General features: G+C 47.0%; 13 protein-coding genes. 11 read left to right on the top strand and 2 right to left on the bottom strand.

The features are described from left to right. Window positions 1-36 precede the first annotated feature (36 nt). Window positions 37-351, bottom strand: a complete 315-nt coding sequence (locus NLX73_RS14365) for a manganese catalase family protein (RefSeq protein ID WP_254326504.1) — start codon at window positions 349-351, stop codon at window positions 37-39. Between the two features lie 260 nt (window positions 352-611). Between NLX73_RS14365 and NLX73_RS14360 the strand changes: the two genes are divergently transcribed. From NLX73_RS14360 to NLX73_RS14350, 3 genes are all read left to right on the top strand, one after another. Further along, on the top strand, window positions 612-1,031 hold the full coding sequence (locus NLX73_RS14360; RefSeq protein WP_061829570.1) for an organic hydroperoxide resistance protein: 420 nt from the start codon (window positions 612-614) through the stop codon (window positions 1,029-1,031). Window positions 1,032-1,154: 123 nt separating this feature from the next. Next, a complete protein-coding gene (locus tag NLX73_RS14355) occupies window positions 1,155-1,481 on the top strand; it encodes a hypothetical protein (protein ID WP_025722703.1) in 327 nt (108 codons plus the stop codon). Between the two features lie 129 nt (window positions 1,482-1,610). Then, window positions 1,611-2,036 (top strand): thiol-disulfide oxidoreductase DCC family protein, encoded by a 426-nt coding sequence (locus NLX73_RS14350; RefSeq protein WP_254326503.1) that lies wholly within the window; start codon window positions 1,611-1,613, stop codon window positions 2,034-2,036. Between the two features lie 8 nt (window positions 2,037-2,044). Here the strand turns inward: NLX73_RS14350 and NLX73_RS14345 are convergent, their stop codons facing one another. Then, window positions 2,045-2,821, bottom strand: a complete 777-nt coding sequence (locus NLX73_RS14345) for a DUF3153 domain-containing protein (RefSeq protein WP_254326502.1) — start codon at window positions 2,819-2,821, stop codon at window positions 2,045-2,047. 236 nt (window positions 2,822-3,057) lie between these two features. Here NLX73_RS14345 and NLX73_RS14340 point away from each other — a divergent pair, with 236 nt between their 5' ends. From NLX73_RS14340 to NLX73_RS14305, 8 genes are all read left to right on the top strand, one after another. Beyond that, complete coding sequence (locus tag NLX73_RS14340; RefSeq protein ID WP_254326501.1) at window positions 3,058-4,029, top strand: metal ABC transporter solute-binding protein, Zn/Mn family; 972 nt, start codon at window positions 3,058-3,060, stop codon at window positions 4,027-4,029. A gap of 14 nt (window positions 4,030-4,043) precedes the next feature. Further along, a complete protein-coding gene (locus NLX73_RS14335) occupies window positions 4,044-4,808 on the top strand; it encodes a metal ABC transporter ATP-binding protein (RefSeq protein ID WP_061829566.1) in 765 nt (254 codons plus the stop codon). A 5-nt stretch (window positions 4,809-4,813) separates the two neighbouring features. Continuing rightward, window positions 4,814-5,743 carry a metal ABC transporter permease gene (locus NLX73_RS14330; protein ID WP_254326500.1) on the top strand — a complete coding sequence of 310 codons (930 nt, stop codon included), beginning with the start codon at window positions 4,814-4,816 and terminating at the stop codon, window positions 5,741-5,743. Continuing rightward, window positions 5,740-6,627: a metal ABC transporter permease gene (locus NLX73_RS14325; RefSeq protein ID WP_254326499.1), complete on the top strand. Its 888-nt coding sequence runs from the start codon at window positions 5,740-5,742 to the stop codon at window positions 6,625-6,627. Before NLX73_RS14330 ends, NLX73_RS14325 begins: the two co-directional genes overlap by 4 nt. Before the next feature lie 215 nt (window positions 6,628-6,842). Then, window positions 6,843-9,170 carry a histidine kinase gene (locus tag NLX73_RS14320; protein WP_254326652.1) on the top strand — a complete coding sequence of 776 codons (2,328 nt, stop codon included), beginning with the start codon at window positions 6,843-6,845 and terminating at the stop codon, window positions 9,168-9,170. Window positions 9,171-9,698: 528 nt separating this feature from the next. After that, complete coding sequence (locus NLX73_RS14315; RefSeq protein WP_254326498.1) at window positions 9,699-10,856, top strand: P-loop NTPase family protein; 1,158 nt, start codon at window positions 9,699-9,701, stop codon at window positions 10,854-10,856. Between the two features lie 15 nt (window positions 10,857-10,871). Next, on the top strand, window positions 10,872-12,119 hold the full coding sequence (locus tag NLX73_RS14310; RefSeq protein WP_254326497.1) for a TadA family conjugal transfer-associated ATPase: 1,248 nt from the start codon (window positions 10,872-10,874) through the stop codon (window positions 12,117-12,119). Next, window positions 12,116-12,907, top strand: a complete 792-nt coding sequence (locus NLX73_RS14305; RefSeq protein WP_254326496.1) for a type II secretion system F family protein — start codon at window positions 12,116-12,118, stop codon at window positions 12,905-12,907. Before NLX73_RS14310 ends, NLX73_RS14305 begins: the two co-directional genes overlap by 4 nt. Window position 12,908 lies beyond the last annotated feature (1 nt).

Genomic DNA, 12,908 nt, shown 5'->3' with positions numbered 1-12,908 from the left:
GGCATCGTATAAAGCCGAACACTAGAAAAAACCAAGCTATATCGCTCTGAGGGGAGCAGCTTGGTCGTTTTGGATTTTTTTTAATTGTTGTCCATCTTCCGGGTGAACGCTGCTCCATATTTTATCAATTTCCTTGTAGTTATTAAACGATAAATAGTCCGGTGCAATCCTTTTTCTTCGAACTTTACGCGTTTCAGAAAAGGCTTTAGTCTCCAAGTACGGAATCGGAAGCATTTTGGTCATTTCTACGCCTGTAAGCTTTTCCAACGCTTTGGTATAGGCCATCACATGGACTCCACCCCGCACCAACAAGTAGCCTACGATCTCGCGTACGAGAGGATTGTCAGTCATGGAAGTCTGTGCAGATACAATAAAATGATGCGAGTGAGCCTTCAAGACATATGTTGACGGCCCATCAAGTTAGGGGCTTATAACATATAGTGTAAACAAGGTGAGGTGGAACTAAACGATAAATGTAAGGTTAACAACCCTATTTCAAATGATTCATTTTGTGTAGTTCGTTTAAAGTACATACGAGAAGGAAATCATGTATTAACATGACGATAGATTCCTGCGGAAAACAAATGATATAGAGAAGGAGAGATGAAATCATGGAAGCATTATACACAGCATCAGCAACGGTACATGGTGGAAGAGACGGTTCAGTCGCTTCATCCGATGGAGTTTTGAAGCATAAGCTCAGCACGCCGAAGGAACTGGGTGGCGCAGGTGGAGAAGCTACGAATCCGGAGCAATTGTTTGCGGCAGGCTATGGTGCCTGCTATGAGAGCGCATTGGCTAATGTGGCCCGAAAGGCTAAGGTGAAGGTGGACAATGTTGAGGTCACCAGCCACGTATCTATCGGCAAGGACCCACGCGATGGCGGCTTCCAGCTGGCGGTACGTCTGGATGTGAAAATACCCGGTATTGAACGCGCTCAGGCCGAAGATCTGGCACGCCAAGCACATGATTTTTGTCCGTATTCCAAAGCAACACGCGGTAACATTGATGTCGAGCTTAATGTCATTTGACTGCATTTCTATAACTTTTACACTCTGGCCGCCGATTTATCGGTGGCTTTTGCACATAGATCTTGATTCGCTGAGATTTGCGACCATTTGACATCATCGCCAAAATTCATTAAGATGGCTTAGGTGATTCTGGTCATCAGGTACGAAACAAATTTGAAAAATACGGGTGATATGATGTCTTACAGACCGAATATTGTTAATTTCACGCTGGCTGGCAGCAACGAAAAAGAAGGGCTTTATGAGTTTAAAATGAGTTTGGCCGATGGAACGGAGTGCCGCGTTTTTTCTCAACGTAATCCGGAGTGGACCTTGACGAATATTAGTCGACTGCTAACGACGCCTTGCCCGGTATGCCATAAGGATTTTATCTGCAAGTGTATGGATAAGTTCCATGAGGAGTTTTTAGAGCAAATTAATACGAAACAGCTGTTTGAAAAAGCATTGAGCTAGTTTTCGAACAGGTAAAGACTATACATTTCTAAACAAGCGTCGGATACTTTCGGCGTTTTTTTGTTTATATTCATATGGTTGCGTTGCTGGTATTCATGCCGTTGATTTCTATGGAGGTGAAATGCATTTATGAACCAGTCAGATTATGCTCATTCAGATCATTCCATTGTGTTGGTAGATGGGGTATGCCACTTTTGTCAGGGAGCGGCCCGCTTTATTATCAAGCGTGACCCCAAGGGAACATTTCATTTTGGTTCCCTGCAATCTGAGGCAGGCCAAGAACTATTACGTGCAGGAGGACTATCTACAGATCAGCTGGATACGTTCGTGCTGATTGAAGACGGTACGTATTATACAAGGTCCACCGCGGCTTTGCGAATTGCCAAACGTCTTCGTTTTCCATACCCGCTGGCCTATGTGTTCATCCTGGTTCCCCGCTTTGTGCGCAACGCTGTCTATAACTGGGTGGCGCGTAACCGATATCGTTGGTTTGGCAAGGATGAAGAGGATCAATGTCAGATCCCCCCACCAGAAATCAGACAACGATTTTTTTAGTTGCTTTTTTAAGTTTCTTTTTTGGAGCGATGTCTACGAATTAGTAAGATCACAGCGATCACGATTAGTATCAGGCTCGTAACAGCTACATACACGATATGTTGTACATTGGGTACGTTAACAGACAATTTTAGCTCGTTAGATTCCAAAGGAGCAATGTCCCAATACAGTGTTTTTCCGTCTTCCGACACACGGTCCGCATTATTGGTAGCAGGTTGGATGGGTAAGGATAGGCTGAAGTTAAGATCCAGCTGCCGCTCCAGTAATTTGCGCGCAAACACATTCATTTGCTCAAATTTGTCACTCAGTCCTTGAGCTTCTTCAGGAAGCATCCGTGGTAGATCGAGCTTCATGGTAAGATCAATATTCGTTGTGAAAAAATGTTGGCTCACAGCGCGCTTTATTTCTAATCCCTCAGGTAGATTTAATCCCTGACTGGGATTTTTTTTGTTTGTGCTCCAATCTCCTTGATAATGCCCCTTGATTTGATATCCCTTTCTTCCCTGTTCAGCTAGCGGCTGTACATCTACATTGTTGCTTTGAATACGCTTGACTAATCGATCTAGCAGCCCGGGATTGTCCAACATCATCAGTGTCTGGTTGTTTACACTGAACGTTGCATCCAGATCTACACTTTGATCGAGATGAACATCTACATGGATGTCACCTCGAGCACAGGAAGTTAGGGCAAGCAGACAGCACACCAGCATAAAAATAAGCAGTATTTTTCGTATCCGAACTTGCCGACGTTTGTTCCGATAAGGGCTGTATCCTGTTGGCTCCATGACCTGCACCTCTTTATATGTATTCTTTGGTTTAACGATTGGATATCTTCTATATATTACACATTGGGAGAACGAAAATCGAACGGTATAACGAAATACATAAGAATTATATTTTTTAAAAATGTTTCCCTAGGTAAAAACTTTAGTGTATACTCTAAAATATAGTATTGATAAAAAATAATTGAATCAAGGAAATAGTTTGTCCCAAAACGAAGTTCAAAGGAGGATTTTAAAACATGAACAAGCAGTTTAAGAAGGCTTTGCCGCGATGGGTAACGACAGTTGGAGTATTGTCTCTAGCTCTGGTTTTAGCGACTGCATGTACCGATGCTAAGAAGAAGGAGCAGGGAACTGCGAGAGAAACAGGACAAAAAATAAAGGCTACGGCTACCATCGGTATGATCTCTGACATTGTCGGCAAGGTCGGCGGTAATCATGTGGAGGTCACGGGAATTATGAAGTCAGGCGTTGACCCGCATTTGTACAAGGCTTCTCAGGGAGATATGCGCAAGCTGGATCAGGCCGATGTTATTTTTTATAACGGGTTGCATCTGGAAGGAAAAATGCAGGACATTTTGGAGAAGATCAGCAAGCAAAAACCCGTCATACCCGTGTCCAAAAACATCGCACAGGATCAATTGCGTGCAGGTAGCCCGGAAATGGGATCTGAGCATGATCCGCATATCTGGTTTAACGTACAGAATTGGATGTCTGCGGTAGAAACCGTCAGAGATGAATTGTCGGCGCTAGACGCTGTTCATGCGGAGGAATATAAGGCCAACGCAGAAGCCTATCTTACTGAGCTGCGAGAGCTGGATGATTATACGAGAAAGCAGATTGCCAGTATACCGGAAGCCCAGCGAGTGCTTGTCACGGCACATGATGCTTTCGGCTATTTCGGAGATGCCTACCACATTCAAGTGAGAGGACTTCAAGGTATGAGCACAGAATCAGAAGCGGGTTCTCAAGATGTGACCAAGCTGCGAGATTATCTGGTCGAACATAAAATCAAGGCTATATTCGTAGAATCTAGTGTTCCGAGAAAGGCCATAGATGCGGTTATTCAGGGGGCCGCTCAGCAAGGTCATACAATTATGGTTGGTGGCGAGCTGTATTCGGATGCCATGGGTGAAGAAGGCACAGAAGATGGCACATATATTGGAATGGTCAAGCATAACGTTAATACGATTGTTAAAGCTCTTAAATAAGGAGGCAAAGATACATGGGGCATTCACCACTTGTCGTTCGTGATTTATCGGTAGCTTATCAAAAAAAGCCCGTTTTGTTCGATGTTTCCTTTGAGGTGCCGGAAGGCAAGCTGATTGGTATTATCGGCCCGAACGGGGCTGGGAAATCTACGTTGATCAAGGCAGCGCTTGGACTGATTCCAAAGCTTAGGGGCGAGGTGCTGGTCTACGGCAAGCCCTATAAGCAACAGTTGCTCAAGGTTGGCTATGTACCACAGCGGGAGTCGGTGGATTGGGATTTTCCGACGAACGCGCTGGATGTGGTTATGATGGGACGGTATGGCAGATTGGGCTGGTTTAAGCGTCCGGGTGCAGCAGATCGTCAGGCTGCGATGGAGAGTTTGGACAAGGTTGGAATGAGTAAATATGCAGACAGGCAGATTAGTCAATTGTCTGGCGGTCAGCAACAACGTGTTTTTTTAGCCAGAGCACTCGCGCAGGATGCTCAGCTTTATTTTATGGATGAACCGTTTGTCGGTGTGGACGCTGCAACAGAAAAAGCCATTATTTCGCTGCTCAACGATCTGAAACAGCAGGGTAAAACCGTACTTGTCGTTCATCATGATTTATCTACAGTCACGGATTATTTTGATCAGGTTATGCTGTTGAACGGGCATCTTATGGCGTTTGGAGAGACGACAGATATTTTTACCGAGGAAAATCTGCAGCGTACGTATGGCGGGCGTCTGAGTATACTCAAAACAAGCCCGGATTCCGGTACGATACTCGGAGTGAGGTGAGCAGTATGACAAGCTTGGCAACGCTTTTGACCGACCCGAATATGCAGTGGATTTTGCTGGGCTGTATTTTGCTCGGTTTAAGCAGCGGAGTGATTGGCAGTTTTATGTATTTGCGCAAGCAGTCGCTCATGGGAGATGCTTTGGCACATGCGGCTTTGCCGGGGGTATGTGTGGCTTTTATGATCACAGGTACAAAATCCGTGTTTGGATTTATGATTGGGGCCGCCATTGCAGGGATTGTTGCGACCTTTGCCATCAGTGCGTTAACCCGGTATTCACGAATTAAAAGCGATTCCGCGATTGCAGCGGTGCTGTCGGTATTTTTTGGCTTCGGCATTATGTTGTTGACCGAAATTCAGCATAGTGGCGCAGGCAACCAAAGCGGATTGGATAAATTTCTATTTGGTCAAGCTGCGGCAATGGTATTGTCTGATGTCTATACGATGGCAGTAATTTCGGTGGTACTCATCGGAATATGTATATTATTTTTCAAGGAATTTAAGTTGCTCAGCTTTGATCCCGGCTTTGCCCGCGGACTTGGTTATCCGGCAGGTTTGCTGGATAAGTTGTTGATGCTATTGATTGTCATTGCGGTGGTTGCTGGCATTCAGGCCGTGGGAGTCATTATGATGGCTGCCCTGCTGATTACCCCGGCCGTGTCGGCAAGATACTGGACAGAGAAGCTGGGTGTCATGGTATGCCTATCAGGCTTGTTTGGTGCTATAGCAGGCCTTGGTGGGACGCTCATTAGCTCTCTGGGGCAAAATCTGCCTACAGGACCGTTATGTGTGTTGTGTGCGACTGTGGTGTTTGGAATGAGCTTGATTTTTGCGCCGCAGCGCGGGATGATCTCCAAGGCTATCGTTAGGTTGAACGCCAGAAAAAATCTGGAGCAGACAGTCGGAACACAGCCAAGGGAGGAGGGTGCCCTATGAGTTCATTTTATGTAATTTTGACGGGAATGTTAGTGGCAGGGGGATGTAGTATCGTTGGGTGCTTTCTCGTGCTCCGAAAAATGGCTATGATCGGTGATGCAATCAGTCATGCGGTATTGCCGGGGATTGTCATTGCCTTTCTCATCAGCGGATCGAGGGATTCGGTGTGGATGATGTTTGGTGCGGCTGTGCTGGGTCTTCTAACGGTGTACCTGATTCAGCTATTCCAACAAAGCGGTCTGCAAAGTGATGCTGCCATTGGCGTGGTGTTTACGACATTGTTTGCTATCGGTGTTTTGCTGGTCAGCGTGTTTGCTTCCAATGTCCATCTGGATATGGATCACGTTTTATATGGGGAAATTGCTTATGTGCCGTGGAATACGTTCGAGATTGCCGGCTTCGATGTCGGTCCGAGGGCTGTGTGGATTACGGGCGCGATGTTTTTGATCAATTTGCTCGTAATAGGAGGCTTTTTTAAGCAATTTAAAATTACTTCCTTTGATCCCGCATTAGCAGCTTCGTTGGGCATTCCAGTTGTTTTTTTTCATTATCTGCTGATGAGCCTCGTCTCGCTAACGACGGTGGCATCATTTGAGAGCGTGGGCGCAATTCTGGTGGTTGGGATGCTCGTTGTGCCGCCGCTTACCGCTTATTTGCTGACGGAGAAGTTGTCCCGTATGATTGTATACAGCGTCGGATTTGGAGCCATCAGTTCGGTCGTAGGCTTTTACACAGCAAGTGTATTGGATGCTTCTATTGCGGCATGTATGCTATGTGTATCGGGTGTGTTGCTGCTTTTGGCTTTTCTCTTTTCCCCGTCTCACGGTGTGATATGGCAAAAGTTATTTCAACAACGGGGGATCGTTGGCGAAGATAGCAAGTGATTGTAGGAAGTGATCCCATATGAGTTACCCAGAATAGCGTGTATTCAGGCATAAGAGACCTGAATGCACGTTTTTTTGCGCTTATACTGCCCTGCGCGGCTTTTTTTGGAGCAAGCTTGATTGATCATCTTGAATTGATTGGGACACGGGAGTACATTCATTACAACCATATAAGAATGAACGGAATGAGCGGTTACGCTGGGGGAGGAACGAAAGTGGAGAGCTTCAAACGTAAATCACCAGAGGAAATACTGGATTCGATTAACAAACTGCATCGAGGCAGACTCAAAATTTACATGGGTGCGGTCAGTGGCTCGGGCAAGACGTATCATATGTTGCAGGAGGGACAATCGTTGCAGCATGAAGGTATTGATGTTGTGATTTGTGCGGTCTCAACCATGCAGCGGCCTGTGACCGTCGAACAGGTCGGCACGCTGGAGCGCGTGCCTAGTATTCATTGGATAAAAGATGGTGAGGAGCAAAAGGATCTGAATGTGGAAGCTTTGGTGGCACGAAATCCCGAGGTGGTACTGGTGGATCATTTGGCACATCATAACCGGAAAGACGCCCCATTTCCAACACGGCTGGAGGATATTCGGTATTTGCTGGAGCAGGGAATTAGCGTCATTACGACGGTTAATGTATATGAACTCGAAGGAATTACGGAGTGGGTATATCAGCTAACAGGCTTTGAAGCGGAATATACGGTTCCGGTTGATACACTGGAACTGGCGGATGAAATTCGTCTGATTGATGCCACCCCGGAGATGATTTTGGAACGGCTGGCGAAAGGCTACATGCATACACCCAATCCTGAGATGTTTCACCGGGGAAATCTGGGTAAATTGCGTGAGCTAGCCCTGCGATTGGTAGCAGAGGATGTGAACGATTCGCTGGAACGACACCGGGAGGAGTTAGGCTTGCACGGGGCGTCAGGAGCGGCAGAGCGTATTTTGGTACCTGTTCAATATCATTGGAATGGGTCTATTTATATACGTAGGGGAGAACAGGTCGCCAAGCGGTTGGGTGGAGATATGCTAGTGGTCTCCTTCGTCAGCTCGAAGCGCAGGCTGTCCAAGGAATCAGCAGCCTTCAAGCGTTCGATTGAGCAGTTGGCTGACAAGATCGGATCAACATTTGAAGAAATCCCGCTTTTTTCCCGCAGAAGGTTGCCTCGTCAACTGATTCATTATGCGGTGACGCACAATGTTACCCGAATTGTTATGGGGCATTCTCGGCAGACTCCGTGGCAGGAGCTGATGAAAGGATCGCTGGTGAACGGGATTTTAAAACGAATGAAAAATATGGATTTGCTACTGATTGCGGACCGGGCCGAGCAGGAGGGTGAGCGGATCTTGCCAACAATGAGACAGGAGGAGGGAGATAATGATCCGTATCATCGTTTGAGCGTTGAGGAAGCACAGGCTGAGGCAGCCAAAATTCTGCGGGGCAAGCTCAAGGTATACATTGGCGCTGCTCCGGGGGTCGGCAAAACATACACGATGCTGAGAGAGGGGAATGATCTGCTGGAGAGCGGGATCGATGTAGTTATCGGACTGCTGGAAACGCATGGAAGAGCAGAAACACTGGCACAAGTAGGCTCTCTGGAGATGATTTCCCGTCAGTCCATTGAGCGTCATGGCGCACACTTGGAAGAAATGGACACCGAAGCCATTCTCAGGCGTAATCCCGAGGTAGTACTTATTGATGAGCTAGCACATACCAATGTTCCCGGAAGTCTGAGAACTAAACGTTATGAGGATGTACTGACCATTTTGGAACAAGGTATTTCTGTGATATCCACAATGAATGTACAGCATCTGGAGAGCTTGAATGATGCGGTGGAACAGATTACTGGTATACGAGTGAGGGAGACTGTTCCCGACCATATGATGCGTCTGGCGGATGAGGTACAGCTTGTTGATGTGGCTCCTAAATCGTTGCAGCAGCGTATGCGTGAAGGCAAAATATACGATCATGCGAAGGTGGAACAGGCACTTAGCCACTTTTTTAAACTGGGCAATCTGATTGCGCTGCGTGAACTTGCTTTGCGGGAATTGGCAGATGACGTAGATGAGCGGCTGGAATCCTGGGATCGACACGAATCACTTCGGGGACCGTGGCGCAGGGAGGAAGTGATCTTCGTAGGCGTGACGCTAAGCGAAAATGCTGAAAGGTTGATTCGCCGTGGTTTTCGTATCGCCTTTCGTCTGAAGGCTGTGTGGATTGTGACTTATGCTCATGTCGGTGAGCGTATACCTGAGAGACTGAACCCTCGTCTGGAACAACTAAAGTTGCTGACCCACCGACTGGGGGGGACCTTTGAGATACGGCTTGTTTCCAGCCGACGCGAAATTGCCGACATTTTGATTGCTCCGGTGGAAGGATATTCAGGTACACAGCTCATCGTGGGGCAGTCTTCCCGAAGTAGCCGTTGGGGTAAGTCTGCGGTTGTGCCAAGGATTCTCCGTCAAGCACGTCATATGGATGTTCTCATTGTGGCGGATTATGATCCAGATATTAAGCTGGAGGTAGATCATTAATTAGCCCAGTAAATTCATAAATAGTCATATGCTGGTTACCGATGGTTCGCTGCTTCCATAGTATATTCTATCTCAAAGAAATGGAGGCGAATTTGAATGTATAAACATCGTAAGCATGATTGTCATTTTCCAAAGCCAAAAAAACGTGTCTTTAAGAAGATCATTAAGGTGACTGTCATTAAGTTTAAACCTAAATTTAAACGTGATCACTGGAAACATGAAGATTTTGATAAGAAATGTCATTGCCGGAAACGTCGCCATCATCGCCATCATGACTGTCATCGTCGTCACCACAAATTCTACTAAGATGAAGATAGTAGGAGGCGGGGCTAGACTGCCCGCCTTCTCCTAGTACGAGGATTTTGGAAGATACTTGCACAAAAAATACTTGCTCTAATATAAGCGCTATGCTATTCTACCAGTAAATAGATTGCACGTGACGGAAGCACCGTTCACCAACCGTATGTACTTACGGATGGATGAACGGTGCTTTTTTGCGTTGTTGTGTTAGGGAAAGGGATGAGCGTTATGGTTCCAGTGAAAGTGGTATTGGCTGTAGAAGGCCGGGATTATATTGAGCCGCTGCTGAATTATGTTCACGGAAGCGAGTACGCCAGAAGGCTGAGAATAACGGCTTTTTCGCAACCGGAGGCATTTCATCAATACATGATGGAAACCAGCGGAATGAAAAGACCGGACGTGGTGGTTGGTGAAGCGGCTTTTTTGAATCTATGGACAGATAGGGAAGCTGCTGATATTCCTTGTTTGGTATTGCATGAGGGAGAACAAGTGAGCGAATATGGACAGCCTTTATTAAAATATCAGCCCTTATCTGAGCTGGTCGGTTTTATTTTGGAAACGGCGAGACAGAAGTCGAACGGTCGGAAATGTGTAAACAGCCGGGAAGGTGGACTGATTATCGGCATGGTAGCAGCTTCCGGCGGACTGGGCAAGACAACGGCCGCACTCAATATGACCAAACAGCTGGGGAGTGAGGGATATTCGGTATTCTATCTGAATCTGGAGACGGTGGATTCAAGCTCGTTGTTCACTGGTTCAGGCAGTGCTAGCGGAGCAGAAGGAGAAGGGCTGTCCAGGCTGCTCTATGATCTCAAGGCGGAGGGGAATGAGGGCATTCCATTATCTGTGGCAGCCTATTGTGTTCGCCGCCCTGAAATTCAGGCGGATACTTTTCAGCCTGTCTATAATCGTAAGGAACTGACGGACATGACTTGTGATGAAGCGAAAGAACTGATTCGAACGGTTGCCGAAAGCGGACAGTATGATGTAGTGATCGTAGATGGCGATTCTGAAAAAGGTGACCGGGCTCAAGCCGTGCTTGAAGCTAGTCATAAGCTGATCTGGCTGCTGGCAGACGATTTAATGAGCATGCACAAGTGCGGATTATGGCTGGATGTTTTAGAAACCACGCAGCCTGAAGGGCTTGAAGATATGATATGCAAAACCAGCTTTGTGGTGAACCGCTATATGGGAACTATGATCAACTCGTTACCTCGTGACTTCATGGAGCTAAACGGAGCGTTACCCTATATACCTTCATGGAAGCAGATGCAGCACCGTGAGCTACTGCTTAGTTCACCTATTTATCAGCGGGAAATTCGTCATCTGTGCCACGAGCTGCTGAATGTGGACGGTGTAACACATCCGCCGGCCGTTTGGTCTTAAAAGGGGCTGATGAACATGAATGAGGAACGGTTTAAGGCATTGCGAGCAGATATCCGAAACGGGCTGGACGTAACGTCTTCGGTAAAGGATGCCGATCTGGTTCGGCATATTGAAAATCGAATTTTACACGATGTAGAGCTGGCGGGCTTAACTTCCCGTGAGAAGCACGCACTTGTCCGCAAGATTTTTAACTCTTTCCGTGGGCTAGATGTACTCCAGCCATTGATTGACGACCCGACCGTTACGGAAATTATGATCAACAGTCACCGGGAAATCTTTGTGGAGCGGGCTGGTGAGGTGATGCAGGTACCCGATCAATTTGAGTCCCGCGAGCGACTGGAGGACTTAATCCAGACGATTGTAGCCGGGGTGAACCGAATTGTGAATGAGGCTTCCCCCATTGTGGATGCCCGGTTAAAGGATGGGTCACGCGTAAATATTGTGCTGCCTCCAGTTGCTCTCAAGGGTCCGACGATGACAATACGGAAGTTTCCCGAGCGTCCTATGACGATGGATGACTTGATACAAATGGGTGCGCTGGATGCAGAAACCGCTGCTATGCTCAAGGACTTGGTACGTAGCAAGTACAACATTTTTATCAGCGGGGGAACGGGTTCTGGTAAAACAACTTTTCTGAATGCATTATCCCAGTTTATCCCGTCGTCTGAACGGATTATTACTATTGAAGACTCAGCAGAGCTACAAATTGTGACGGTCCCTAATCTTGTTTCCATGGAAACAAGGAATGCGAACACCGAGGGAAAGGGAGAAATCACGATTCGTGATCTGATTCGCTCCTCCCTGCGTATGCGGCCCAATCGCATTGTGGTGGGTGAGGTCCGGGGAAGTGAGGCGCTGGATATGCTGCAAGCCATGAATACTGGCCATGATGGAAGTTTGTCAACTGGGCATGCGAATAATATCCGCGATATGGTCAGCCGGCTGGAAACGATGGTGCTCGGAGGGGCAGAGCTTCCACTTGGAGTAGTACGGCAGCAGATCAGCTCAGCTATTGATATATTCGTTCATCTGTCACGGATGCGCGACAAATCCAGACGAGTGCTGGAAATTAGCGAAGTGATTGGTTTTGAAAATGGTGAGGTGACGCTTAATCCCCTTTATCGTTTTCAGGAACGAGGAGAAAGTAAGGGGCGAATCGTAGGAGGTCTGGAACGTTGTGGCGAGGGTCTGCAACATACTTTGAAGCTGCAAATGGCCGGGATCAATCCGGAAAGCTGGCACAGGGGAGGAGTATCAGCGTGAAGTCAGGAAAAACGACTGCCAAGCAAGTATCACGTGAGGTCCCTTCTCTACCAGATTATACGGTATATACATTATCGACAGTACAAAAAAGTCTGTGCATATTGTTTAGTGGCGTGCTGTTTGCGATGATCGGGTATCTATTTTATCACCAATGGATATTATCATTGTTGTGCGCTGCCGGGGCTGTGGTGACGCCTCGTTATTTTAGGCAATTTTTGCTGCAACGACGCAGGTCTGCTCTAAGCATCCAATTCAAGCAGGCTTTATACTCGCTCTCGTCTTCTCTTTCAGCGGGGAGGTCGGTGGAGAATGGTTTTCGTGAGGCTGTAGAGGATTTGAGATTGCTTAGTCCAGATGGAGATCACGACCTGATTTTTGAATTTAATATCATTACCGCCTGTCTTGAAATCGGACAGCCTGTAGAGGCTGCTTTGCAGGATTTGGCCCGTCGGGCGCAGATGGAGGATATTACGAATTTTGCGGACGTATTTGCGGCTTGCAAACGAACCGGAGGTGATCTGGTGGAAGTCGTACGACGAGCTTCAAATGTCATTGGTGAGAAGCTGGAAATTCAGCAGGAGATCGGGGTAATGATTGCGCAGAAACGTTTTGAATCGAGGGTTATGTTTGCGGCTCCTTTTTTGTTTGTATTGTTTATGACGATGACGGCGGGTGATTACATGATGCCCTTATACAGCGGTACAGGTATGATTTTATCAACCTTTTGTTTATTGGTGCTTGGTGGGTGTCTTGTGTGGATCAACCACATTATGAAGATTGAAGTGTAAG

It is taken from the genome of Paenibacillus sp. CH40, from assembly GCF_024213605.1.
GTDB classification, from domain to species: domain Bacteria; phylum Bacillota; class Bacilli; order Paenibacillales; family Paenibacillaceae; genus Paenibacillus; species Paenibacillus polymyxa_B.
Note: the sequence above shows the minus strand (reverse complement) of the source record. Positions and strands in the feature narration are given on the sequence as shown.